The 25,562-nt window shown below is 56.4% G+C and carries 22 protein-coding genes; 7 read left to right on the top strand and 15 right to left on the bottom strand.

What is annotated here, in order from left to right; all coding sequences use genetic code 11:
• Positions 1–72: 72 nt before the first annotated feature.
• The 8 genes from ACQE3Y_RS05715 to ACQE3Y_RS05680 all read right to left on the bottom strand — a co-directional run bounded on the left by ACQE3Y_RS05715 (position 73) and on the right by ACQE3Y_RS05680 (position 8,808).
• Positions 73–807, bottom strand: a complete 735-nt coding sequence (locus tag ACQE3Y_RS05715; protein WP_426981058.1) for an ABC transporter permease — start codon at positions 805–807, stop codon at positions 73–75.
• Positions 804–1,739 carry an ABC transporter ATP-binding protein gene (locus ACQE3Y_RS05710; RefSeq protein ID WP_426981057.1) on the bottom strand — a complete coding sequence of 312 codons (936 nt, stop codon included), beginning with the start codon at positions 1,737–1,739 and terminating at the stop codon, positions 804–806. The genes ACQE3Y_RS05715 and ACQE3Y_RS05710 overlap by 4 nt, the downstream gene beginning before the upstream one ends.
• Positions 1,736–2,899 carry an ABC transporter permease gene (locus tag ACQE3Y_RS05705; protein WP_426974370.1) on the bottom strand — a complete coding sequence of 388 codons (1,164 nt, stop codon included), beginning with the start codon at positions 2,897–2,899 and terminating at the stop codon, positions 1,736–1,738. Before ACQE3Y_RS05705 ends, ACQE3Y_RS05710 begins: the two co-directional genes overlap by 4 nt.
• 17 nt (positions 2,900–2,916) lie before the next feature.
• Positions 2,917–3,837, bottom strand: coding sequence for a glycine betaine ABC transporter substrate-binding protein OsmF (osmF, locus tag ACQE3Y_RS05700; protein ID WP_426981056.1), 921 nt, complete (start codon positions 3,835–3,837; stop codon positions 2,917–2,919).
• A 116-nt stretch (positions 3,838–3,953) separates the two neighbouring features.
• A complete protein-coding gene (gene idi / locus ACQE3Y_RS05695; RefSeq protein ID WP_426974181.1) occupies positions 3,954–4,517 on the bottom strand; it encodes an isopentenyl-diphosphate Delta-isomerase in 564 nt (187 codons plus the stop codon).
• A 160-nt stretch (positions 4,518–4,677) separates the two neighbouring features.
• Entirely contained in the window at positions 4,678–6,573 is a 1,896-nt protein-coding gene (locus tag ACQE3Y_RS05690; protein WP_426974180.1) for a methyl-accepting chemotaxis protein, read from the bottom strand.
• Positions 6,574–6,736: 163 nt separating this feature from the next.
• Positions 6,737–7,846, bottom strand: coding sequence for a suppressor of fused domain protein (locus ACQE3Y_RS05685; RefSeq protein WP_426974179.1), 1,110 nt, complete (start codon positions 7,844–7,846; stop codon positions 6,737–6,739).
• An 89-nt stretch (positions 7,847–7,935) separates the two neighbouring features.
• Complete coding sequence (locus tag ACQE3Y_RS05680; protein ID WP_426981055.1) at positions 7,936–8,808, bottom strand: oxygenase MpaB family protein; 873 nt, start codon at positions 8,806–8,808, stop codon at positions 7,936–7,938.
• Between the two features lie 256 nt (positions 8,809–9,064).
• On the opposite strand from ACQE3Y_RS05680, the gene ACQE3Y_RS05675 reads away from it, so the two are divergent.
• Together ACQE3Y_RS05675 and ACQE3Y_RS05670 are read left to right on the top strand one after the other, a co-directional pair.
• A complete protein-coding gene (locus ACQE3Y_RS05675; RefSeq protein WP_250652201.1) occupies positions 9,065–9,556 on the top strand; it encodes a ferritin-like domain-containing protein in 492 nt (163 codons plus the stop codon).
• Positions 9,557–9,858: 302 nt separating this feature from the next.
• The gene (locus ACQE3Y_RS05670; protein WP_426981054.1) at positions 9,859–10,608 is read left to right on the top strand and encodes an SDR family oxidoreductase; all 750 of its coding nucleotides are present in this window, start codon (positions 9,859–9,861) and stop codon (positions 10,606–10,608) included.
• A 108-nt stretch (positions 10,609–10,716) separates the two neighbouring features.
• Here ACQE3Y_RS05670 and bglX read toward each other — a convergent pair whose 3' ends face one another.
• A complete protein-coding gene (gene bglX / locus ACQE3Y_RS05665; protein WP_426974176.1) occupies positions 10,717–13,014 on the bottom strand; it encodes a beta-glucosidase BglX in 2,298 nt (765 codons plus the stop codon).
• A gap of 288 nt (positions 13,015–13,302) precedes the next feature.
• Here bglX and dld point away from each other — a divergent pair, with 288 nt between their 5' ends.
• Positions 13,303–15,042, top strand: coding sequence for a D-lactate dehydrogenase (gene dld, locus ACQE3Y_RS05660; RefSeq protein WP_426981053.1), 1,740 nt, complete (start codon positions 13,303–13,305; stop codon positions 15,040–15,042).
• Positions 15,043–15,090: 48 nt separating this feature from the next.
• Here dld and ACQE3Y_RS05655 read toward each other — a convergent pair whose 3' ends face one another.
• Complete coding sequence (locus tag ACQE3Y_RS05655; RefSeq protein WP_426974174.1) at positions 15,091–17,532, bottom strand: DUF3772 domain-containing protein; 2,442 nt, start codon at positions 17,530–17,532, stop codon at positions 15,091–15,093.
• Positions 17,533–17,720: 188 nt separating this feature from the next.
• Here ACQE3Y_RS05655 and ACQE3Y_RS05650 point away from each other — a divergent pair, with 188 nt between their 5' ends.
• A complete protein-coding gene (locus tag ACQE3Y_RS05650) occupies positions 17,721–18,263 on the top strand; it encodes an N-acetyltransferase family protein (RefSeq protein ID WP_426981052.1) in 543 nt (180 codons plus the stop codon).
• A 4-nt stretch (positions 18,264–18,267) separates the two neighbouring features.
• On the opposite strand, the gene pbpG is transcribed toward ACQE3Y_RS05650, so the two are convergent.
• Positions 18,268–19,203 carry a D-alanyl-D-alanine endopeptidase gene (pbpG, locus tag ACQE3Y_RS05645; RefSeq protein WP_426981051.1) on the bottom strand — a complete coding sequence of 312 codons (936 nt, stop codon included), beginning with the start codon at positions 19,201–19,203 and terminating at the stop codon, positions 18,268–18,270.
• Between the two features lie 253 nt (positions 19,204–19,456).
• On the opposite strand from pbpG, the gene ACQE3Y_RS05640 reads away from it, so the two are divergent.
• Positions 19,457–19,837 carry a HigA family addiction module antitoxin gene (locus tag ACQE3Y_RS05640; RefSeq protein WP_426981188.1) on the top strand — a complete coding sequence of 127 codons (381 nt, stop codon included), beginning with the start codon at positions 19,457–19,459 and terminating at the stop codon, positions 19,835–19,837.
• Positions 19,838–19,923: 86 nt separating this feature from the next.
• Here the strand turns inward: ACQE3Y_RS05640 and ACQE3Y_RS05635 are convergent, their stop codons facing one another.
• Positions 19,924–20,511: a Yip1 family protein gene (locus ACQE3Y_RS05635; protein WP_085067515.1), complete on the bottom strand. Its 588-nt coding sequence runs from the start codon at positions 20,509–20,511 to the stop codon at positions 19,924–19,926.
• A 177-nt stretch (positions 20,512–20,688) separates the two neighbouring features.
• Between ACQE3Y_RS05635 and ACQE3Y_RS05630 the strand changes: the two genes are divergently transcribed.
• Positions 20,689–21,264: a DedA family protein gene (locus ACQE3Y_RS05630; RefSeq protein ID WP_426981049.1), complete on the top strand. Its 576-nt coding sequence runs from the start codon at positions 20,689–20,691 to the stop codon at positions 21,262–21,264.
• Here ACQE3Y_RS05630 and fetB read toward each other — a convergent pair.
• From fetB to ACQE3Y_RS05615, 3 genes are all read right to left on the bottom strand, one after another.
• On the bottom strand, positions 21,261–22,022 hold the full coding sequence (gene fetB / locus ACQE3Y_RS05625; RefSeq protein WP_426974170.1) for an iron efflux ABC transporter permease subunit FetB: 762 nt from the start codon (positions 22,020–22,022) through the stop codon (positions 21,261–21,263). The two genes, ACQE3Y_RS05630 and fetB, sit on opposite strands and share 4 nt — an antisense overlap.
• The gene (gene fetA, locus ACQE3Y_RS05620; RefSeq protein ID WP_426974169.1) at positions 22,019–22,672 is read right to left on the bottom strand and encodes an iron efflux ABC transporter ATP-binding subunit FetA; all 654 of its coding nucleotides are present in this window, start codon (positions 22,670–22,672) and stop codon (positions 22,019–22,021) included. Before fetA ends, fetB begins: the two co-directional genes overlap by 4 nt.
• Before the next feature lie 108 nt (positions 22,673–22,780).
• Positions 22,781–23,566: an SDR family oxidoreductase gene (locus ACQE3Y_RS05615; protein WP_426974168.1), complete on the bottom strand. Its 786-nt coding sequence runs from the start codon at positions 23,564–23,566 to the stop codon at positions 22,781–22,783.
• Between the two features lie 114 nt (positions 23,567–23,680).
• Here ACQE3Y_RS05615 and ACQE3Y_RS05610 point away from each other — a divergent pair, with 114 nt between their 5' ends.
• On the top strand, positions 23,681–25,495 hold the full coding sequence (locus ACQE3Y_RS05610; RefSeq protein WP_426981048.1) for a glycoside hydrolase family 15 protein: 1,815 nt from the start codon (positions 23,681–23,683) through the stop codon (positions 25,493–25,495).
• Positions 25,496–25,562: the final 67 nt, after the last annotated feature.

Here is a 25,562-nt window from a genome sequence, read left to right as displayed (position 1 = left end):
TTCTGGTTGGCACCCTCTTTTTCATTATGGCAGTCGGCGGTACCGGCGGCCTGATGCTGGTGGGCTATACCATTATCTTACATTCCCGCTAAAGCAGCGCTGCAGGCGCTCAAACAGCCGGTCCACCACCAACGCCAGTAGCGCCACCAGCAACGCTCCCTGAATCACATACGCCGTATTAAACCCGCTCAGGCCGATAATAATCGGCGATCCCAGGCTTTTCGCGCCTACCGTAGAGGCGATGGCGGCGGTGCCAATATTGATGATCACCGAGGTGCGCATCCCGGAGATAATTACCGGCGCAGCCAGCGGCAGCTCTACACGGGTTAAACGCTGCCAGTTGCTCATCCCGACCCCCTGCGCCACTTCTTTAACGCTGGAGGGCACCGATTCGATCCCGGCCAGGGTGCCTTGCAGCACGGGTAAAATTCCATACAGCATCAGCGCGATAATCGCTGGCTGCTCGCCAAAGCCGATTACCGGCACGGCCACCGCCAGCACCGCTACTGGCGGAAAGGTTTGCCCGGCGGCAGCCAGCGTCTCCACCAGCGGACGAAACTCCTGTCCGCCACGGCGCGTCACGGCAATGCCTGCGCCCAGCCCTGTCAACGCCGCGCCCAGGCTGGAGATCGCCACCAGTTGCAGATGCGCCAGCGCCAGCTGGAAAAAACGCTCTTGCTGATAGACCGGACGCTCCAGCTCAGGGAACCAGTGGGCGAAAAGCGGCCCGCTCCAGGGCATCAGCAACAGCAGCGCGATAAAAAGCGCAATCAGCCACAGCAGCGGATCGCGCGTTAGTCGTTTCATGCACCCTCCCGCTGACGCAACAGATCGCTGAAGTGCAGCACGCCCAGCGGCACGCCCTGCGCATCGGTTACCGGCAGCTTATCGGTTTGTCGGGCGATAAACAGCGAGAGTGCCTCACGTAACGAGATCGCCGCCGACACCGACTCCTCCTCCAGCCATTCGCCGCGCCTGGCCGCGCTGCCCGCGCTGCCCAACGAGAGCAGGCGCACGCCCAGCTCGCTGCGGCCAAAAAAGTCACGGACAAAATCGTTGGCGGGACGGGTTAACAGCTCCACCGGCCTGCCCTGCTGTACGATGCGTCCGTTATCCATCAGCACAATGTTATCCGCCAGCGCCAGCGCCTCATCAATATCATGCGTTACCAGCACAATGGTACGTCCGGAGAGCCGATGAATACGCAGCATCTCCTGCTGCAGCGCGCCGCGCGTGACCGGATCAAGCGCGCCGAACGGCTCATCCATCAGTAACACCTCAGGATCGGCCGCCAGCGCCCGCGCTACACCCACCCGCTGCTGCTGCCCACCGGAAAGCTGATGCGGATAGCGCTGACGCAAGCCCTCATCCAGGTTAAGCAGCGTCAGCAGCTCACTTATTCGCGCCTGTTTCTTCGCCTGCGGCCACCTCAGCAATCCCGGTACGGTGGCGATATTTTTTTCAACCGTCCAGTGCGGAAACAGCCCTATCGACTGAATGGCATACCCCATTCGTCGTCGCAGCGTTTGCGGGTTAAAGCTACGGATCTCTTCGCCGGCAAACAGAATTGTCCCTTCATCATGCTCAATCAGCCGGTTAATCATTTTCAGCGTGGTGGATTTACCTGAGCCGGAGGTGCCAATCAGCACGGTAAATTCTCCGGCGGCGATATGCAGATTGATGCCGTCCACCGCCGCCTTACCGGCAAAGTATTTGCTCACCTGGTTAAACTGAATCATAAGGCGTTCCTTTGCAGCAGGGAGATAACAATTTTAAACAGCGTATCCACCAGCACCGCCAGTGCGATAACCGGGATCACGCCCAGCAGCACCAGTTCCAGCGCGCTGCTGAGCAGTCCCTGAAAAATAATTGCGCCGAAGCCGCCTGCGCCAATCAGGGCGGCGATAACGGCCAGGCCAACTGTCTGAATGGTCACTACACGCAGGCCGCTAAGCAGCACCGGCAACGCCAGCGGGATCTCTACCTGCCAGAAGATTTGCGCCTGCGACATGCCCATGCCGCAAGCGCTTTCGCGCACGCCCGCCGGCACCTGTTGCAGCCCCGCCACCAGGCTACGCACCAGCGGCAGCAGCGCATACAGCACCAGCGCAATCAGCGCCGGTGCAAGACCGATGCCGCTAACGCCAAGCCGCCCCAGCCAGGGAAAATGCGCCGCCAGCCCTGCCAGCGGCGCGATCAACAAGCCGAACAGCGCCACCGACGGCACGGTCTGGATAATATTCAGCACGGAGAAAATCACGCTCTGCCAGCGTGCGCGGCGATAGCAGATCAGGCCCAGCGGTATGCCGATAAGCAGCGCCGGCAACAACGTCGCCGCCAGCAGCAACAGGTGACGCGCCAGCGCCTGGTCAAACACCTCCTGACGGTTGGCATACTCTTTCAGCAACGAGAGCTGATCGAGCTGTCCGCCGAGCAGCAGCGCCAGCAACGGTAGCCAAACCTGAGCATTCAACAGCAGCCGCCACGGTACGCTGCGCGTCAGGCGCGTCACGCTGTCTGCGGCAATCAGCAAGCAAAGCGCGATAGCCGCCCACAGACCGCTGCCGAAACCGGTACGCGCCAGCGCGCTGCCCTGCCCGGCCAGCGTTTGCGCCGCGTGGCCGCCAAGCGCCACCAGCAGGGTGAGCAGAATTTCGCTCAGCGCCAGCGTCAGGATCAGCGTTGGACGATTAAGCGACTGCCAGACCAGCAGCAACAGAAGCGGAAGAATCAGCAGGATCAGCCAGCTCGCCCCCTGCAGCAGTTCGGTCAGCATCACCGGCTGGCCCGATACCAGCCGGTTCGGCGCAAAACTGGCGAAGGGTAAAAGAAACAGCGCTGCAATCAGCAGCGCGGTCAGCAGCAGCAGTACGCGATTACGGGGGATCAAACGCCGCATGGTTTCGTTGCTGTGATTTACAGCAGTTTTTGCTGTTGCAGCCATTCAGCGGCCACCTTTTTCGCATCCTGCCCTTCAACGGCAATTTTGGCGTTCAGCGACTGCAAGGTTTTTTCATCCAGGGCGCTAAATACCGGTTTCAGCCAGGCGGCGATTTCCGGGTACTGTTTCAGCGCTGCGGCACGGATCACCGGCGCGGGCGCGTAGATTGGCTGGACGCCTTGAGGATCGCTTAATGTTTGCAGCCCCAGCGCCGCCACCGGTCCGTCAGTACCGTAGGCCATCGCCGCATTCACGCCGGAAATTTGCTGCGCCGCCGCCTTGATGGTGACCGCCGTATCGCCGCCCGCCAGTGACAGTAGCTGGTCCTGACTGAGCTTAAAGCCATACGCTTTTTCAAAAGCAGGCAGCGCATCGGCACGTTCGATAAATTCGGCAGAGGCGGCCAGCTTAAGGGTGCCGCCCTGCTTAAGATAACGGCTGAGATCGGCCAGCGAAACAAGCTGGTTTTTCTGCGCCAAATCGCCGCGTACCGCGATAGTCCAGGTATTGTTAGCCGGTGCGGGCGTCAGCCAGACCAACTGATTTTTCTGCTCGTCCAGCGCTCTGACCTTTTCATAGCCCGCCTGCGCATTTTTCCATGCCGCATCGCCAGCCAGATTAAAAAAGAACGCGCCGTTGCCGGTATATTCAGGATAAATATCCAGCTCGCCGGCGGTTATCGCACCGCGCACCACCTGCGTATTGCCCAACTGAATTTTATTTACCGTTGGCACGCCATGCTTATTCAGCACCTGCAAAATAATGTTGCCCAACAGCGAGCCTTCCGTATCGATTTTCGAGCCGACACGCAGCGGATCGGCAGCCTGTGCGGTGCCAGCCAGCGTCATCAGGGCGGCAAAGAGCAGTATCCCGCGACGCGCAGTAGCAAAAGCCATGGCAGTTTTCCTTTTCAGCAAAGTGAGTCTGTCAAAGCGTAGCGCAAATGTTTGCAGTGCGAAAATAAAACGGCCTGACATGGCGCAACGGGGTGCGGGCGGCGGGCTTCTCTGATCTATCCGTTGGATGCGCCAGGCTTTAGCTGGCCCGCATGCTGAATAAAGCGCGTTAGCTGCGCGGGAATGCGGGCGAACGTATATAAAAACCAGGGAGTAAAGCGGGCAGGATCGTGTGTTATCTCCTGTTGGATAGCCTCCAGTGAAAGCCAGCGGCAGGCATCCGCCTCTTCAGGATTGAGCTGTGGCTGGGCGTCGCTAATGGCAAAAAAAACATGCCCATATTCATGCTCGGTCAAACCGTTACTTAACGGCAGGTTATAGCTCAGTTCAAACATCGCCGTCAGGGTTAAATCAAGCCCCATCTCTTCCCGCAAACGCCGTTCGGCGGCATGCTGAGTGGGTTCCGAAGGATAAGGATGGCCGCAACAGGTATTGCTCCACAGGCCGCCGCAGTGATATTTAGCACTGGCGCGGCGTTGCAGCAACAGTTGATGTTGATGGTTAAAGACATAAACGGTTACCGCGCGATGCAGTAACCCTTTTTCATGCACTTCCTGTTTTTCCATTATGCCGACAGGACGATCAAGAGGATCAACAAGAATAACTTCAATAGCGGACATACGGGCTCCTTCAGACTAATCCCAGCTATTGTGGCATAACCACTCGCTCTTAAGCCGCAAAAAAGTCCCGCGTATTCATCAGAATATGTACAAAAAAGTAACCTGACTTACTCCTTCGCTCCGCTGCCCACTTGCACAGCGGAGCCTGTGGATTTATCGCTTACAGTTTGAAACGGGTTACTACCTGCTCCAGCTGAACGCTCTGCTCTTCCATTGCCTGAGCGGCGGCGGAAACCTGTTCAACCAGGGAGGCGTTCTGCTGCGTGGTGTTATCCAGTTGGTTAATCGCCACGTTAACCTGTTCAATTCCCATGCTCTGTTCACGGCTGGAAGACATGATTTCGTTCATCAGGGTCGTCACGCTGCTGACACCCTGCATCAGTTCATCCATGGTGCGGCCCGCTTCATTGACCAGCTGGCTGCCCGCATCAATATTTGCCACCGACGTTTCAATCAGCTTTTTAATCTCACGCGCCGAGTTGGCCGAACGCTGCGCCAGATTACGTACTTCGCTGGCAACCACCGCGAAGCCGCGCCCCTGTTCACCGGCTCGCGCCGCTTCTACCGCTGCGTTCAGCGCCAGGATATTGGTCTGGAAGGCGATACTGTCAATCACGCTGATAATATCCACCACCTTACGTGAGGATGCGTCAATTTCGCCCATGGTGGTCACCACCTGTCGTACCACGCCGGTACCGCGCTCCGCCACTTTCGCGGCTTCGCCCGCCAGCTGGTTGGCGTGGGTGGCGTTATCAGCATTCTGACGCACCGTGCCGGTTAACTCTTCCATCGACGCCGCAGTTTGCACAATAGAGCTGGACTGCTCTTCCGTACGTGCCGAGAGATCAAGGTTGCCGCTGGCAATCTGGCGCGAGGCGGAAGTAATAGCCAACGCGCTGTCGCCGACCTGTCGCATCAGCCCCTGCAGATAGCTAATAAACTGGTTAAAGCTCTCTGCAACGGCGTTAAATTCCGGGCTGTTACTGGCTGGCAGACGCTGGGTTAAATCCGCCCCGCCAGTGGATAAGGCCAGGATATTTTCGTTAAGCAGGCTCAGGCGCTTCATCATGCTGCGAATAAAGCCCAGCAGCACCAGCAGCAGCACAATAGCTAACGGGATCTGAACCATGCCCAGGCGCGTCATCATTGAGTGGGTCTGCTGCGTCAGCAGGCTGGTCGGCACATCGCTGGCCAGATACCAGGGGCTGCCGGCGATCTGCTGAACAAACAGTGTGCGGTCGCCCTCTTCGCTCTGATACTGGCTCTCTATCGGCTCTTTCCCGGCATTGGCCAGCAGCGTCTTCAGCGGCGCGGCCATTGGCAGGGAAAGCTCATTGAGATATTGCAGTTTCGGCGTCCCCTCAACCAGCGCTGCGTTGCCGACGACTTTGCCATCGGCCTCTACGATCAGTACGCGTCCTTGAATCGCCTCACCCATCTCTTTCGCCAGATGGTTAAAGAACCCCAGCGTCACGTCGATGGTGGCAACGCCCCAGGCTGCGCCGTTGCGATAGATCGCCATGGCGCAGTTGGTACGCGGCTGCGGGCTGGCGGCATCCTGATAGGCGTTAGCCCAGGCGCACTCTCCTTTGCTGGCAGCAAGACCGGCTTTATACCACGACTGTTCATAGTAGCGATCTGCCTCTGGTGAGTTCCAGAAGGTGTTTACCTGTAGCTGATTGCTGGCGTCACGGGCAAAGAAGGTGCTGAATTTTTCCCGGTCTGCGGCGCGCATGTTCGGCAACGGCCAGATACCGCCGCCAAAGACGTTGCTGTCATTATATTGATTAACCAGCGCCGGCAGCAGGCTGTCGATAGCGGCGCTATCCAGTACGCTAACCGCTTCGGTAATGGTGCGTTGCTGAGCCTGAACCCGGTTCATCTGTTCGATAATCCGGGCGGCGAGCGTATCAACTTCGTAGCGCACCAGGCGCTCTTCATTGGTTTTTAATTGTGGAGCAACAAAAAGATTGATGACCACCACGGTGATCGCCATCAATAACAGAAAAAATGCCACGATCGCCGCGGTAAAGCGTGCCTGCGTTGTTTTTATCATGTTCACACCACATAACAGGAAGGGCCATATTGCCCTTCTCGTGTTAACGGCATGTAACCTTTTTACTTGAGGCGATCGCCATCACAATTTACAAATCTTCTCTCTGGTCAAAGAAAGTCGTGACAGCCAGCGGTGGCGAGCATCACCACAACAGACGCAGCCCTCATGTTTCCTGTTCAACCACCTGCTGGCGCGGCCGGAAGATATGATTCGCGCCATACTGCAACAGACGCGTAACCAGTTGAATACCGCCCTGGTCATCCGCCTGAGCAAAGGCCTGTTCGGCGGCCGTCACTGGCGTGGTCCACAATAAATTTACCCGCTCGCCTTCGCGTTTTGGCAAGGCAAACTGTCCACCTTCTGCACCCAGCGTAGCAGAGAGCAAAAACCCTTCAAAGCCTACCGGCGCAACGGAAGAGGGCAGCGTATGGCCCTCGCCCAGCCAGTTCAGGCTGCTCCAGGGATAGTGCGCATAATTCGCCAGTGCGCTAGCCATCTGGATAGCATTATCCTCTGTCATTACTTCAGCATCGATCGCCATCGCCAGTTCAGTGCGGCGATACTGCGGGGCCAGATCCTCATAGAGAAAATCTACCCACGGCATTGGACGGATGCACATACCAAGCGTGAAGAAATACCAGACGCCCTGATGATAATGCTGTGAAATCGCCATCGGCGGCCACTTGCCCTGGTCGATAGCATAATATTTAAGCGACGGGCCGTAGTGTGATTCGTAGCACTGCAGCAGATCGTGCTCGACCGGCTGCCAGAGATGCCCGTCATGCCAGTCGCGCCAGAACTGGCGATGCGCCAGCGCCTGAGCGTAATAGTGGTTGGTTGATGCCGATCCCAGCGGCGCGGTCAGGCGATTCTCCTTGATGCAGCCTGCCGAGAAACTCACCTGTTTATTTTGATACAGGCTCCAGCCCGGGATCACCGCCAGCAGCTGCCCCTGATACCAGACCGCCGCGCCATCATCGGTCGGTTCCCAAATGATTTGCAGACCGGCCGGATCAAGCGGCGGCTCAGCCTCCAGCGTGCGACAACAGTCGGCGCTTAACAGCGGCGCAATCCCCTGCTCTATGGCCGCGCTGTCCTCTTCAAATGGCGCGGGCAGCAGGTTACGCAGCCAGCAGCCGCGTACCGCAAAGCGGGAGCGAAACGGCTCGGTGGGCCAGATATAAAAATAGGCGGCCCGTTCGGTCTGTTCGATGATGGCGGTTAACGTCTGTTGCTGATTAGTCACCTCAGCAATCAACTGCGAATATGTCATAGTGCCTCAACGCAACGTGGAGGAATCCAGCTTCCCCGAGAATAGAGCAGGATCTCCCTTATTGCGACACAGCGGCAAGGGTAATAATCTCAAAAATCACGCCCCATGCGCCGCATTGCGCGCGGAAACGCGCCGTTACGCACCGACCAGCGTAGCAAGCGTGCCAGTAAGCGGATGCGTCGATCGATAATGGCCTGACGGCGCGCGCTCAGGGTCAGATCGCTCATCTGCTGCGCCCAGTCGGGCAGCAGACCCATACCCGCTTCCATCAGCGTGCCCATAACCAGTTTTGCTGGTCTGCTGGGCGCGGGAGCCTGGCGCAGCAGCCTGATAACTTCGCGGGTGCGCGTGTCGCAGCAGAGCTGGGGGCGCATCCGCTGCAGGTACTCCTCTACCGCCTGTACGCTTTTGGGCACCTGCTGCGCGCCCAGCGCCTCGGCAACCCGCGCCGCCTGTGCATAGTAGAGATCGCGTTCTGTCAGGCCAAGCGCCGGGTTTTTATAACGCAGATGGCCCGCGAGAAAACAGCTGGCTTCGGCGACATGCACCCAGGTTAACAGCTCAGGATCGCTGGCCGCATAAGGATTGCCGTAAGCATCGATGCCGTTAACCTGTAGATGGATACGCTTTACCCGTTCAATTAAGGTAAGCGCATCGGCACGGTTGCCAAAGGTAGTGACCGCGACAAACTGGCTGGTACGACGCAAACGTCCCAGCATATCCTGACGAAAAGATGAGTGATCCCAGACGCCTGCCAGCGCCGAAGGATGCAGCATCTGTAACAGCAACGCGCCAATGCCGCCGCACAGCATGGAGGTGAAGTCGCCATGCACCGGCCAGACCAGGCTATCAGGGCCAAACAACCCCGGATCGCCCGGCGGCTGAGAGAGATCGAACTCGTTAAGTGACAGGCCGTTTACCCGAAAAACCTGCTTTTCAATGCGCCTGCGTAATAATTCCATTAAATATCCATCACTTCTTCGCCTGCCGGTGCGTTCTGCAATAAACAAATACACTCTTTTACGCAGAATTACGTCTCCGGCAAACGCATGATTAATAAGCTAAAAATTTAATAAGCAAAGTATAAAATAGCATAAATCCTTATCTTTCATCTGTTTGTAAGCGAAGCGCAGATTATTTGCCTGTTTTATCACCTTCCACCAGGCTTTTATGGCAACCGCAGCACACCAATACCTAATTAATAGGGAGATAAGCGTTATGACTATGCAATCGTTAAACGATCTGTTTGTTCATACTCTAAGCGATGTTTACAGTGCTGAAGTTCAGTTAACCAAGGCACTGCCGAAAATGGCCGAGGCCGCCACTGAAACTCAACTTGTCGAAGGCTTTAGACAACACCTCGAGGAGACCAAAGGCCATATCGAACGCCTTGATCAGGTTATCCAGTCTCTCGACAATGTGGAAATGGAAAATGTTACCTGTGTAGCAATGGAAGGGCTGATCAAAGAAGGCGAGGAGATTATTCAGGAAGTGGAAGAAGGGCCGGTGCGCGATGCAGGCCTGATTGTCGCCGCTCAGAAAGTCGAACATTATGAAATCTCCAGCTACGGTTCGCTGATGGCGCTGGCGAAAAATCTGGGCTACGACAATGTCGTCTCTATCCTGAAAAATACCCTGGATGAAGAAAAAGCGACTGATGAAAAACTCACTATGCTGGCTGAACAACAGGTTAATCAGCACGCCGCCTGACGGCGCTAAGCGTGAAGTGATCTCATTAGGCGTTTTTAACAGAGCATAGATACCAGATAAGCCGATCGGTTGGCTGCCGATCGGTTTTTTTATGCCGGTTATCGTGATCCTGTCCTATGCGCATTCATTCCTTTTTCATTCGTTGTGCCTGCGCCTCTCCGCACCGCCCTGTTAGCAACACTCAACTGAAGTGACACGACCGTTCGTCATAATATTTATCGCTATCGCCTTGCTGAGTTTGAACATTACATTAATGATGTTTATCACCGGGAATCGATAAACAGGCGAATCGCACAGAACCAATGAAAAAACACATTACTTTAATTACCGGCGGCGATCGTGGTATTGGACGCGCTACCGCACTGCTGTTAGCGCAAAAAGGCCACACGATCTGTATCGGCTATCGCAGCCAGCAGGCGCAGGCTGAAGAAGTGGTAGCGCTGATTCGGCGCGACGGGGGCAATGCCATTGCGGTTCAGGCGGATATTGCCGACGAGGAGCAGGTAGTAGCGATGTTTCAGCAGATTGACCGCGAGCTTGGCATGCTGACCGGCCTGGTGAACAACGCCGGCATTCTCAAACCGCAGGCCACTATTGAGCAACTGGACGCGCAGCGCATCGCCTCTATTTTCGCCACTAACGTCAGCGGCAGTTTTATTTGCGCGCGCGAGGCGGTAAAGCGCATGGCGCTGCGTCACGGCGGCCAGGGCGGCGCAATTGTTAACGTCTCTTCTGCCGCCTCGCGGCTCGGCGCGCCCCATGAGTATGTCGACTATGCCGCCTCAAAAGGCGCCATCGATACACTGACCAGCGGCCTGTCGCTGGAAGTGGCGGCGCAGGGCATCCGGGTAAACGCCGTGCGGCCTGGTTTTATTTATACCGGGATGCACGCCGATGGCGGCGAGCCAGGGCGTGTTGATCGGGTAAAGGAGAGTTTGCCAATGAAGCGCGGCGGCCAGCCCGAAGAGGTGGCGCAGGCGATCGCCTGGCTGCTGTCCGATGAGGCCTCATACGTCACCGGCAGTTTTCTCGATATGGCGGGCGGCAAATAGACGTAAAAAAAACCGACCCTGAAGGGTCGGTTTTAAACAGATCCATATGCCTGCATCAGGCGTTGGTTGCCTGTAAGGCTGCAAGCACCCTACCGCTGAGATGCTGCATTACAGGTAAGTGAATTCCGCATTCTGCGTTCTCACCGAATCCAGGCCAATCATCACTTTGAACTTGCCTGGCTCCGCTACCCACTGCATCTGCTGGTTCCAGAATTTCAGCGCTTCCACATCAATCGGGAAGGTCACGGTTTGTGACTCGCCTGCTTTCAACATGATGCGCTTAAAGCCGCGCAGCTCTTTTACCGGACGGCTGATGCTGGCAACTTCATCGTTCAGATAGAGCTGCACCACCGTTGCACCGTCGCGTTTGCCGGTATTGGTTACCGTAACGCTGGCTTCAACCTTGCCATTATGCGGCATGGTCGATGAGGAGAGCTTCACCGGCGAGACGCTGAAGCGGGTATAGCTCAAACCGTAGCCAAAGGGATAGAGCGGCCCGTTAACCGCATCATAATAGTGCGAAGTATATTTGTTCGGTTTTGCTGAATTATAAGGACGGCCGGTTGGCAGGTGATTGTAATAAATCGGGATCTGCCCCACCGAACGCGGGAAGGAGACCGGCAGCTTGCCTGACGGGTTATAGTCGCCAAACAGCACGTCGGCAATAGCGTTGCCCCCTTCGGTGCCGCTAAACCAGGTCTCCAGCAGCGCATCGGCCTGCTGATCTTCACGCTCCAGCGCCAGCGCGCGTCCGTTCATCAGTACCACCACCAGCGGTTTGCCGGTGGTTTTCAGCGCCGCCAGCAGCTTTTGCTGGCTCTCAGGCAGCGTCAGGTCGGTACGGCTGGAGGCCTCATGCGCCATGCCCTGCGCCTCGCCCAGCGCCACCACCACCACATCCGCTTTTTTCGCCGTGGCCACCGCTTCGTCAATCATCTGCTGCGGCGTGCGGCTATCCACGCTGACCGCCTGCTCATAGAGGTTCAGAAAATCCTGAATCCCTTTATGATCGGTAATATTCGCGCCTTTGGCATACAGCAGCGTTGCCTTGTCGGCGGTGGCGTTTTTCATCCCCTGCAGCAGCGTTACCGACTGCTTCGCCACGCCCGCTGCCGACCAGCTGCCCATAATGTCGCGCTGGCTGTCCGCCAGCGGACCGATCAGCGCAATGGTGCCCGACTTTTTCAGCGGCAGCGTTTCCAGCCGGTTTTTCAGCAGCACCATACTTTTACGCGCCACTTCACGCGCATCTTCACGATGCAGACGGCTTTCCGCATTGGTATCTACCGGATCGCTGCCTTTCGGCCCTAAATGGCTGTAGGGATCGTTAAACAGCCCCATATCATATTTCACGTTCAGCACATGGCGCGCCGCATCGTCGATTTCCTGCTGCGATACCACGCCGCGCTTCACCAGCCCCGGCAGATACTGGCTGTAGTAGACATCACCCATGCTCATATCGATACCGGCTTTTAGCGCTACCCGTACCGCATCTTCAGGATCGCTGGCGACGCCATGCTTGATCAGCTCTTTAATCGCGCCATGATCGCTGATGGTAATGCCTTTGAATTTCCATTGTTCGCGCAGCAGATCTTTCAGCAGCCAGCTGTTGGCGGTGGCCGGCATGCCGTTGATGGAATTCAGCGACACCATCACCCCGCCGCTGCCAGCGTCCAGCGACGCCTTATAGGGCGGCAAATAATCCTGGAACATGCGCTGCGGGCTCATATCCACGGTGTTGTAGTCGCGACCGCCTTCAATCGCGCCATACAATGCGAAATGCTTAACGCTGGTCATCACAGAATAGCGATCCGCCGGGCTTTTACCCTGCATCGCCTCAACCATGGTGCTGCCCATTTTAGAGGTCAGGAAAGTATCTTCGCCAAAGCCTTCTGAACCGCGGCCCCAGCGCGGTTCACGCGTGACATCCACCATCGGTGCCCAGGTCATATTCAGGCCATCGTCTGCTGCCTCCCAGGCAGAGACGCGACCAACGCGGCTGACCGCATCCAGATCCCAGGTGGCCGCCAGGCCTAACGGAATCGGGAAAATGGTGCGTTGACCATGCACCACGTCATAGGCAAAGAATAACGGGATTTTCAGGCGGCTAAGCTGCATTACCTGATCCTGCATAACACGGATGTCGGGACGGGTAACGGTATTAAATATCGCGCCGACCTGTCCTTTCTGGATCATGTCGCGGATCGATTCTTTTGGGTTGTCCGGTCCGACGCTAATCAGCCGCAGCTGACCAATTTTTTCATCCAGCGTCATTTTCGCCAGCAGATCGGTGACAAACGCATCGCGCGCTTCTGGCGTCATAGGATGGGGACCGAAAAGATCGTCAGCGAAGGCGGGCTGCACCGCCAGAGAAACAGCGAGACTCAGGGAGTAAATCCATTTCATCAGATTGGGCTCTCAACAAGAACGCGGAACGGGTTTTGTACCCTAAATAGTTGGCGTTGCAGGAAGGCGGCCAGCGCGTAAATCCCCGGGCGCTGACGCAAATCAGTGGCCGGGATAAGCGAGCGCAGCCAACATACCTGCAGCGTGAAGTATGAAGGGTAATTAGTGCTACAGCAATAAGATAGCTACAGCGTGCAACAGCAAGAGAATAGCAGGTAGTTTTGCCGTTGAACGCTTTTGTGTCGGAGCTGCTACAGTAAATTTGACCCACATAACAGGACAATGGATATGCACCCTCATACTCAATCTGCCAGTCAAACCCTGGTTAATGAACTGCGCCGTATCGTTGGCCGTAGCCATCTGCTGACCGATCCGCGTAAAACCGAACGCTATCGTAAAGGCTTCCGCTCTGGTCAGGGCGAGGCGCTGGCGGTGGTTTTTCCCGGCTCGCTGCTGGAACTGTGGCGTGTGCTAAAGGCTGCGGTCGCGGCGGATAAAATCATTCTGATGCAGGCGGCAAATACCGGCCTGACCGAAGGCTCAACGCCCAACGGCAACGATTATGATCGCGAAATCATTATTATCAGCACCCTGCGCATGGATCGTATTCAGCTGCTGGATAAAGGCAAGCAGGTGCTGGCGTTTCCCGGCAGCACGCTGTTTCAGCTGGAGAAAATCCTTAAGCCGCTGGGACGCGAGCCGCATTCAGTGATCGGCTCCTCCTGTATTGGCGCATCTGTTCTCGGCGGCGTGTGCAATAACTCCGGCGGCGCGCTGGTGAAACGCGGCCCGGCCTATACCGAAATGGCGCTTTACGCTCAGCTGGATGAGCAGGGACAGCTAAAGCTGGTGAATCATCTCGGCATTGAACTGGGCAGCACGCCGGAGCAGATCCTGGGGCGTCTGGATGATGAGACCTGGCGCGAGAGCGATGTGCGCCATGATGCGCGCCAGGCGTCCGATCACCACTACGTCGAGCGTGTGCGCGACGTAGAGGCAGACACACCGTCGCGCTTTAACGCCGACGCCAGCCGCCTGTATGAAGCCTCCGGCTGCGCCGGCAAGCTGGCGGTGTTCGCTGTGCGTCTGGATACCTTCGAGGCGGAGACAAAGCAGCAGGTATTTTATATCGGCAGCAACGATACGGCGGCGCTGGAGGATATTCGTCGCCATATTTTGGCCCATTTTAAAAACCTGCCGGTGGCGGGCGAATATATGCATCGCGATATGTATGACATCGCCGAAAAGTATGGGAAAGATACCTTTATTATGATCGACCGGCTGGGCACCGATAAGATGCCGCGTTTCTTTACCCTGAAGGGACGTATCGATGCGATGCTGAGCCACATTCCGCTGTTCCGCCCCCATTTTACCGACCGCATGCTGCAAAAGCTGAGCGTGCTGTTTCCGACGCACCTGCCGAAAAAGATGAAAATCTGGCGCGACCGCTATGAGCATCATCTGATGCTGAAAATGTCCGGCGACGGCGTGGAGGAGGCGCGTCAGTTTTTAAGGGACTTTTTCCGCGAGGGCGGCGGCGACTATTTTGAATGCACCGATGAAGAGGGCTCGAAAGCCTTTCTGCATCGCTTTGCCGCAGCGGGTGCGGCGGTGCGCTATCACGCGGCGCATCATGATGAAGTCGAGGATATTCTGGCGCTGGATATTGCGCTGCGTCGTAACGATCGCGACTGGTTCGAGAAGCTGCCACCGGAGTTTGACGATAAGCTGGTGCATCGCCTCTACTATGGCCACTTTATGTGCCATGTGTTTCATCAGGATTACATCGTGAAGAAAGGCGTGGACGCGCATGCGCTGAAAGAGAGAATGCTGGAGATCCTTAACCAGCGCGGCGCGGAATATCCGGCGGAGCATAACGTCGGCCATCTTTACCAGGCGAAGCCGCAGTTGAAAGCGTTCTATCAGCAGCTCGATCCGACTAACAGCTTTAACCCCGGCATTGGTAAAACCAGCAAACTAAAACACTGGGCGGGCTGCGGCTGCGATGCGCATCACTCGGCCGATTAAACGCCCAAAGGCCGCCGTTTCCATGCGAAAAGGCGGCCCTGGCGCGGCTTAGCTTTGCTGTGGATCTTTAACGACCACCTCACCATTCTTGCGCTCAATGATCATGGTTTGCGGGCGCGATAGCACGATGCCCTCTTTACGCAGGCGCGTCAGCAGATCGAACAGCAGATCGCTTTTCACGCCGCCAATCTGCCGCTGGTTAGAGACATTTCCGGTTACGCTCAGCACAATTCCCTGCGGGGTAAGATCTTTGAAACTGACCGAGGGCTCTGGCGTATCCAGAATGCGTTCGTTTTCCTGATAGACCCCCAGTAAAATCTCCCGCACCTGCACCGGATCGATATCCAGCGGGAACGTCAGCGTAATGGTAACCACGCCCTGAGCATTACCCATGGTGGCGTTACGCACGTTCTGCGAGATCAGCTGCGAGTTCGGTACGATCACCGTAGATTTGTCGCCCAGCTGAATCTCTGTGGCGCGCACGTTGATCCGGCGAATATCGCCTTCAATCCCGCTGATGCTTACCAGGTCACCCACCTTCACCGGACGTTCAGTCAACAGGATCAGGCCGGAGATAAAGTTTTTCACAATCTCCTGCAGGCCGAAACCGATACCCACCGACAGGGCGCTGACAATCCAGGCCAGCTTGTTCCACTGCACGCCCATGGTTGAGAGCGTTAACAGAATAACCAGCACATAGCCGATATTGCTGAACAGCGTTACCAGCGAAACGCGCATGCCGATATCCATGGTGGTTTTCGGCAGAAAGTCGTTATCCAGCCAGCGACGCACCGCGCGCAGCACATAGATGCCAATAACCATGCACAGCAGCGCATTGACCAGATGTGCAGGCACGATATTCAGCGACTCCAGCCCTTTGCCGCCCCAGAACTCTACCGCCTTTTGCAGCAGTTCAATCGGCGTCGAGGTGCCGAAAGTGCCGTTCAGCACCGCCACTACCGCAAACAGCAGCAGTATGGTTTTTCCCAGCGCCGACAGCAGCGCCGCCGCCTGCGAAAGATGCCGCTCATCGATGTTCAGCGAGGTCTGCATCCGCTTGCCGGTCAGGCTATTTACCGACAGCAGCGTTTCGCAGCCATCGCTCACCAGATGGCTAAGGAAATAGTAAGCGCCGCAGACGATACCCAGCCAGACCAGCTCATAGCTGAGAAAGCGCGCCAGGGTAACGTAACCGATAATCAGCGACAGCATGATTGCCAGACCGATAAGCGTAATCGACATCTGAACCAGGCCGACTAAGGTGGATCGGGCCTCTGGCGTCTGCCCTTCCTGCACCAGACAACGACGAACGCGGCTGGAGCGGAAACTGATAGAGAGCGCGGTAGCGCCCACCAGTAGCGCCGTCATGCCGTTTGCCAGAATGGTGGTGCCGACGCTGGTGCCAACGGTGGTATTCAGTGCTTCTACCGTTTGGAAAATAAATACCAGAAGCGCGGTCAGCGGCGGGTAGGGTTTCAGCGCCTGCGCCACCTCGTTGGAAATCGCCGGCAGACGCCATGAAGGGCGACGCGTCGACAGAAACGCCCGTCCCAGCCCGGCAATCAGGCCGCAGAACAGGCTGAGCTGTACCAGACGATCAGCAAAGCTCTGGACGTCATCAGAAACTTCCTCGCGGCGGGTAAACGCCTGATCAAGAAAGTTAAACGCCAGCACCACCGCCACCAGCGTGGTAAGGGCGATCGCCGCCGCCAGGAAGCTGCGCCGCAGACGCCCTTCCGGCAACTTGTTAATACTAATCCACGCGAGGAACTCCTCTCCGTAGCGGCGGCCCAGCGTAGCGATTAGCACCGCGGCTACCAGCCACAACACGGTGCCGAGCCGCCAACCCGGCTCCCAGGCCAGCGCCACGGTGTCCGTTAGCTCATCGCGGAAGTTAGCCAGCTTATCGCCATCTCTTTGCTGCATACCAAACAGCGGTGCCCAGAAACGCGGACCAAAAATACTGCCAGAGTTCAATGCCAGCTGGGTTTTCAGATTATCGCGCCGCAGACTAACAATCTGCGCGCTGAGGTTAAGCGAGCCGCTTTTGATCGTCTCCGCTTGTTTAATCTGTTCGTCCAGCTTTTGCTTTTGATTTTCCAGCGTGCTTCGCTTGCGCGTCACCTCCGGCGTCTCTTTCACGCCGCTGTCCGCTTGTGGCACCGGGCCTAATACTGCCAGCTGCGCCATTAACTGTTGCCGTTGCGGGATCAGCGCCTGTCCCAGCGTATCGGCATTGCCCGACAGCTCCAGCGCCATTTCGTTGAGCTGGGAAAGCTGTGCATCATTGGTTTCGCCGGAAACCTGCCCTTTGATTTTATCGAGGATTTTTTGCATTTTCGGCAGTTCTGCCGACGCATTTACCTTTACTACAGTCTCTTCACCTGCCGCCGCGCTATCCTCAGCGTTTTCCGCCGCGTGAATCACAAATGACGCCATTACCAGCAGCGCCAGCAGGCTTGTGCGCATTAATCGTAACCACTTTGACATCGAAGGTCATTCCACTCTGTTTCTGTTCCACGGCCTCGCCGCGATCGCGCGCCAGTTTATGCTTTTGCCTGCCGCTTCACTATAGGAAAGCGTGAAGAAAAATCGCTCTTTTTGCATAAGAATTTGTTATGAAGGGCTACCGCGCGCCTGTGTCAAAGTAAGACTTTCATCCGGTATAAGGAGAAGTTATGTCTGAGAAGGCCGAACCCCTGCTGATTCGTGATGCATGCGCGGCTGATATCGCCGCTGTCAGCGAAATTTACGCCTGGCATGTGCTGTATGGCTGCGCCTCTTTTGAGGAGACGCCGCCCGATACGGCGGAAATGCAGGCCCGTTTTCTCAAGGTGCAGGCGCTGGAAATGCCGTATCTGGTCGCTGAACAGGCAGGCCGCCTGGTTGGCTTTAGCTACGCTTCACCCTATCGCCCGCGTCCTGCTTACCGCTATAGCGTGGAAGAGTCGATCTATCTGGCACACGACGCGGCAGGACGCGGCATCGGTAGCGCCCTGCTGGCGGCGCTGATCGCGCGCTGTGAACAAGGTCCCTGGCAGCAGATGCTGGCGATTATCGGCAACGGCGAGCAGAACATCGGCTCGCTGAAGCTACATCTCAGGCTGGGATTCTGTCAGGCGGGCGTATTAAAAGGGGTGGGATATAAGCATGGTGCCTGGCGCGATACGCTGATCATGCAGCGTGCGCTCTCCTCCGCTGACCGCCCAGCGGAGGAGTAACACACTAATCGATCGCGTTATTGCTGGCGGTATTAGCGGTTTTTTGCTTTTTATACGCCAGCGCCGCCGCCGGAACCGGGGCGGATTTGCCGGTCTCCAGCCAGTCGCGTAGCCGTTTGGCATCGGCAAAATGGGTATATTTGCCAAAGGCATCCAGCACCACCAGCGCGACCGGACGCTGTTTGATCATGGTGCGCATCACCAGACAGTGCCCCGCCTGATTGGTAAAGCCGGTTTTGGTGAGCTGAATGTGCCAGTCCGGCTTATAGACCAGATGATTGGTATTACGGAAAGGCAGCGTATAGTCCGGATTGCTGAAGTGCGCCATCTCCTCATGGGTGGTGCTGAGCTGACCCAACAGCGGATAACGTTTCGTAGCGATCAGCAGCTTTGTCAGATCGCGGGCGGTGGAAACGTTATGAATCGACAGGCCGGTCGGCTCCACATAATGGGTATTGGTCATGCCCAGCGCACGCGCTTTGGCATTCATGGCGCGAATAAAGGCGTCATAGCCGCCGGGATAATGATGCGCCAGGCTGGCGGCAGCACGGTTTTCCGACGACATCAGCGCCAGCAGCAGCATATTTCTGCGACTGATTTCACTCTTCAGGCGTACGCGAGAAAACACGCCGCGCATTTCCGGCGTATGGCTGATATCAATATTCAGCATCTCATCCAGCGGCTGATGCGCATCCAGCACCACCATCGCCGTCATCACTTTGGTAATCGAGGCGATTGGCCTTACCCGATCCGGATGCGAGGCATACAGCACTTTATTAGTATTCAGATCGACAATCATCGCGCTGCCGGAGGCGATTTGCGGCTGGGAGAGCGGCGCAGGCGTGCTTAATGGCGAAGCGGCCAGCGCCTGACCCACCAGGCTCTGCGCGGAGAAAAGAAAAGCCAGGCTCAGCAACGAATAACGAAATTTTGCGGGCATCGTTTAACAACTTACCGGTTCAGGATTGCGCGCTGTGTGTAACACAGGCTGCCGTCACAAGAGTCAACAGGTGCAACGGCTGGCAGACAGAATAATACGCCGGGCGCTCAGTAAATTCCTATCAGAGATTCGTTTCCGGGCGTAAACAGGCAAGAAATTGTCTTTATGAAAAAGCGTCACCGCGCCCACGCACCTGAGCACGGTGCATGAGTGCGTTAAGATTAGCGCACAGGGATTAGAAGGATAAAAGGGAATATTAAAAAGTATTGGAAGCTTCCGTGATGCCTGGCTGGACGCCTTTTTTCAATACGCAACGCCAGCCAGCAAAATACCGCCTGATCTTCAAACTACGCTTGCACGTAAACTTGATATGATCAATGCGGCAGCCTCCTTTAACGTCCACCGCAATACGGTCAGCGCTTTAGTTAACAATCATCGCAAACTCACTACAGATATGGCGTTTCGTCTGGCAAAGGCTTTCGATACAACCGTGGATTTTTGGCTAAATATTCAGTCGGCTGTAAATATATGGGAGGTAGAAAATGATACCCATGCCCAGGAAGAACTTAACCGTATAGGTACAGTAAGTGATTTCCTGGCTCGCCGTGAAGTGGCGATTAAAGATATCGCATAAAGCTTTAAAAGCATGATTAAGCCACCCGCAGGTGGCTTTTTTAGCAAGACCAAAATATCGGCAGTGTCTGTGCGCAGGCAAGCGGCTTATCCCATACGGAAGCCGTAGCCCCACAGCAGCACCGTTAGCGCCAGCAACACCTCAAACAGCAGAATGCCGATGGCCAGCGTTGAGCCGGAAAAACGCAGGCTTTCATCGCGATCGATATTAAGCAATTGCGGAATGCCCACGTAGAGCAGATAGCCGGTCCAGGCAAGCGCGATTGCTCCTGCCAGCACGCAGAGCCAGACAACCGGATAAAGCGCGATGATGCCGCTCAGGAACAGCGGCGTAGCGACATAGCCGGCAAAAACCGTACAGCGCTGCATGCTGGGACGCTGCGGATAATCACGCGCCATCCAGTGAATGACCCGACCCATTACCGCCACGCCGCCCAGAATTAACAGATAAAACAGCACGGCAAGCATCAGTCCGGTCGACAGCGCGAGCGGAACCGAGCGCCCTCCGCCGAGATACCATCCCATCTGGGTGGTACCAATCAGGGAGCAAATCACCGGAATCGCCGCCATCAGTAAAACGTGATGGGTGTAATGGTGGGAAACGCTTTCGTTTTCCCGTTCGATATTGCGCATTTCCCGATCGGGATGCGCCAGCAGGCCCCAGACATGATTCATGATATAGCCCTCAGTACCTTGCCGCCAATCTGGCGACGGTGACTTAAGTATACGTCATCTGCCTATTTTTTCACCAATCACGGGCGCAACCTTTTCCCCGTATCGCCTTTTTTCGCAAGGCAGAGTTAACGAGGTGTACACTTACCCTGACGCTAAGGCTAAAAGGGACGGTACGTTTTGCATTTCGATATCAACCAGTTTATTCAGCAGTATGGTTATCTGGCCGTGGTTATTGGCTGTATTGCCGAAGGGGAAACGTTCGCGCTGCTGGGCGGCATCATGGCGCACGAAAAGCTGCTGCGCTATAGCGGCGTGGTGCTGGCGGTGATGCTCGGCGGCTTTCTTGGCGATCAGCTGCTTTACTATATTGGTCGTCGATTCGGTTCCCGCATACTGCGGCGCTTTAAGAAACATCAGGGCAAACTGAAGCGCGCCAATCGCCTGATCCGTCGTTATCCGGTGCTGTTTATTATTGGCGTGCGCTTTATGTACGGCTTTCGCATTATCGGACCCATTATTATCGGTGCCAGCCGCCTCAGTCCGCTGAAATTTATGATTTTTAATGCCATCGGTGCCTTTATCTGGTCACTGGTCTTTGTAACGCTCGGCTATTTTGCCGGTGAGATGATCACGCCCTGGCTGCATCGCCTCGATCATCATCTGAAGCATCTGCTGTGGTTGGCTGGTGCGGTGGTGTTTGTGCTGCTGCTGCGTCTGGCGTTTCGCCGCTGGTCGCGGCGAAACGACGATTAAAATACCAGCTGCGAGCGGGCGTTATAAAAGCGCCGATAGCCGAGCCAGGCGGCGATGATTGTTGAGATCGCCGCCGTTCCCAGCAGCATAAAGGTCACCATGATCTGATATTTAATCGCCAGCACCGGATCGATACCGGCAAAGATCAGGCCTGACATCATGCCCGGCAGGCTAACCAGCCCCACGGTTTTCGCCGCATCCACCGTTGGGCTCATCGCGGCGCGAATGCTGTCGCGTACCAGGGTTGCCGAAGCCTGTTTAACCGATGCGCCAAGACTCAGCATCTCTTCCACTTTCTGACGATTATCAGCGAAGCGTTGATTCAACTGGGCGTAGCATAATCCCACTGCCACCATCGCATTACCGGCAATCATGCCGGAAACCGGAATCACCTGCATCGGCACAAAATCAATCGCGCCGCTTGATACCAGAATGGTCAGCGTCAGGGCGGTGCCGGAAGTAATGGCGGTAAAAGAGATAACAAAGGCGTTACCGATGCGTTTACTGCGTTTGCGTGCATGCAGCGCCGCATTGATACAGATAAACAGCACCATCAGCAGCGTCAGCCAGCGGTTATTAAAATCGAACAGCGTGTGCAGGACGTAGCCCACCAGGGTGAGCTGAATGATGGCACGCGCCACGCTCCATAAAATATCTTTATGCAGTCCCAGCTTCTCTTTCTGGCTGACAAACAGGGCCACCAGCACCAGCATAAAGGCCAGCGCCAGCGAGGTATTGCTAATTTCGGGATGATTCATTGCGCTGCGTCCATGCGGGTTAAAGAGATAATGCGGGAGCCATCGTCGATCTCCTGCGGGTCGTGACTGATCCAGAGCACGCTCATCGGCTGCTGCTGCACCGTCTGGCGAATAAGCTGTTTTACCTGAGCTTTATTCTCTGTATCCAGCGCGCTGGTAACCTCATCCAGCAGCAGAACCGCCGGAGGAAACTGTAAATTGCGCAGCAGCGCCACCCGCTGCCGTTCGCCGCCGGAAAGATCGCCGATGGGCTGCTCGAGTATTTCCGGGTCTACATTCAGCTGCGCCAGGCTGGCGCGCAGCGCCTGCTTTTCAGGCCGCTGCTGACGGATTAGCCAGGGAAAAGCCAGGTTGTCATAGACGCTTTCGCCAAACAGCTGCGGCGTCTGGAAACAGTAAGAGACCTGGCGACGCCAGGTCTCCGGCTTTAGCGTGGTGCTCTCCTCGCCGCGAAGCGCGATGCTGCCGCTGCTGGGCGGCAGTAACGAAGCAAGAATTTTCAGTAATGTGGTTTTACCGCTGCCCGAAGCACCGGTGAGCCAGACGATTTCATGTTGCTGCAAAGTAAAAGAGAGAGGCGCCAGCAGCATTTTATCCGCCAGACGATAGCTGACGTCACGTACCGCCAGCAGTGGGATCTCCATAGCCATATACGCTTCCTTCTTGATTGTGCGCCAAATAATAACGCGGAAGGAGGCGGAACGGAAAAGCAAAACGGGGCAGCAGCCTGCCCCGTAAGCGCGCTAAAGCGCCGGAAATTACTGAGCGGCCTGCTGTTGCGCGGCGGCATACTGCGGATTAGCGAGCATAAAGCCGCCGTCAATAATAAAAGACTGACCAGTGGTATAGCCAGACCACTCAGAGCAGAGCCAGGCAACCATGCTGGCGATTTCGCGCGTATCGCCGGGGCGACCGGCAGGAATAGTGGGCAGGGAAACCTTGTGCGCGTCGGCATTTTCCATATCGTTCATTGGCGTGGCGATAGCGCCCGGCGCGACCGCGTTAACCAAAATTTTCTGTGGCAGCAGGCTAAGCGCCATCGCCTTGGTCAGGCCGCCCAGCGCATGTTTAGCCGCGGTATAAGAGACCGAACCCGGCAGCGGCGTATGCTCATGCACCGAGGTGATATTGATAATGCGACCGCCTTCGCCCTGTTTGACCATCTGACGCGCAGCAATCTGCCCGCAAACAAAAGCGCCGTCGACATCCACGGTAAAAACTTTGCGCCAGTCATCAAAGGCAATATCCAGAAAGTCGCCCTTAACGTTGGTACCGGCATTATTCACCAACACATCGATGCGACCCAGCTTCTCAATCAGCGACGCCAGCGCTTCCCCTCCCAGCTGCGGATCGGAAAGATCCATCTGCACCAGTTCCGCCTGCCGTCCCAGCTTACGCACCTCTTCAGCTGTCTCCTGCGCGCCCTTCTCATCCGAACGCCAGGTAATGCCGATATCGTAACCCTGCTCTGCCAGCATCACCGCACAGGCTTTCCCGATACCGGAGTCCGATGCGGTGACCACTGCAACCTTGTTTGTCGGCATAGCTTTACTCCTCTGTCACGCTCAATAAACGAACAGCAAGTATAGCTGCTCTGCCCGCCGCCGCCGCCCAGCCTGGCTATAGTAATAGTTCACACAGCGCAACCGGGGAACGGCATGGCTGATATCAAACGACCTATCGGTAATCACGGCGTCATTGGCGATCTGCGTACCTGCGCACTGGTGGCGGACGATGGCACTATCGACTATTTTTGCTGGCCCAATCTGGATAGCCCTTCGATATTCACTGCCCTGCTGGACAGTGACGAGGCGGGCGTCTTTAGTCTGACGCCAGAGTGGAAAGCGAGCCGCCGCCAGCAGCTCTACCTGCCGGATACCAATATTCTGCAAACACGCTGGCTGGCTGCCGAAGGCGTAGCGGAAATTACCGATTACATGCCGATCTGCGAGCAACAGGACACCAAACCGCGCATTATTCGCCGGTTGAAGATGGTTCGCGGCGAGGGGCGTTTTTCGCTGCGCTGCGCGCCGGTGCATGACTATGCACGCGCCACACCCAAAGCGAAGCTGCGCGATAATGCCGTGTTGTTCAGCGCCGACGGCCAGCCTACGCTGCGCCTGACCGCCACCGTACCGCTCTCTCTGGATCGTCAGGCGGCAGTAGCGAGCTTTACCCTGAAAACGGGCGAGCACGCGGAATTTATTTTCGGCTGCGCGCAGGATGAGCATCTGGATAACCTGCAAACCGATATCTGCTTTAAGGAAACGCTACGTTACTGGCGCAGCTGGTGCCATCAAAGCAACTGGCGCGGACGCTGGCAGGAGATGGTGAAACGCTCGTCGCTGGCGCTGAAGCTGCTGACCTCATGGCAGCACGGCTCGATTGCCGCCGCCGCAACCTTCGGATTGCCGGAAGAGCTGGGCGGCGAACGTAACTGGGACTATCGCGCCTCCTGGATCCGCGATGCCTCTTTTAGCGTTTATGCCCTGATGCGCCTTGGCTATGTTGATGAAGCGAAACGCTTTACGCACTGGGTAGGTCATTGCGTGGAAAACAGCCATCATGACAAAGAGCGGCTGCAGGTCATGTACCGCCTTGACAGCGCCACCGAGCTGCATGAAAGCGAGCTGCCGCATCTTTCCGGCTATGGTGATTCGCGTCCGGTACGTATCGGTAATGATGCCTGGCGGCAAACGCAGCTCGATATTTACGGCGAACTGATGGATGCGGTTTATCTTGCCAACAAGTATGGCGAGGCGATCTCTGAGCACGGCTGGCGCAACGTCTGCAGCACCATTGATTATCTGTGCGAACACTGGCAGGAGCCGGACGCCGGAATTTGGGAAATGCGCGGCGAACCGCAACACTTTCTGCACTCGCGCCTGATGTGCTGGGTGGCGCTGGATCGTGCGCTGCGCCTTGGCATGAAACGATCGTTACCGATGCCCTATGAGCGCTGGGATCGCGTGCGCAGCGAAATTCGCCAGGAGATCTGGCAGGATTTTTGGGATCCTGAACAGGGACACTTTACCGCTACGCGCCACGGTAAATCGCTGGATGCCTCGATGTTGCTGATGCCGCTGGTGCGCTTTGTGGGCGCAACCGATCCCGACTGGCTCTCAACGCTGGATGCGATCAAGGCGAAGCTGGTGCGCGACGGTATGGTCTGGCGCTATGACCGTGAAGAGACGCCTGCCGATGCGCTAAGCGGTCGTGAGGGATCCTTTGTGGCCTGTTCATTCTGGTACGTGGAGTGTCTGGCGCGGGCCGGACGGGTTGAGGAGGCGCATTTCGAGTTTGAGAAGCTGCTGAGCTACGCCAGTCCGCTGGGCCTGTATGCCGAGGAGTTTGATTTTCATGGCTACGCATTGGGCAACTTTCCGCAGGCGCTCAGCCATCTGGCTTTGATCAGCGCCGCCTTTTTCCTGAATCGCAAACTGGATGGCGATGACCCGCAATGGCAGCCCTGAATGTAAAAAATGCCTTCAGGCCCGGCAAGATTGTGTGAAATGACATAGAGTTAAGGAAAGCTGGTGC

This window comes from Pantoea sp. FN0305 (assembly GCF_050113845.1).
GTDB lineage: Bacteria > Pseudomonadota > Gammaproteobacteria > Enterobacterales > Enterobacteriaceae > Mixta > Mixta alhagi.
This window is presented reverse-complemented; position numbering and strand designations above follow the sequence as displayed.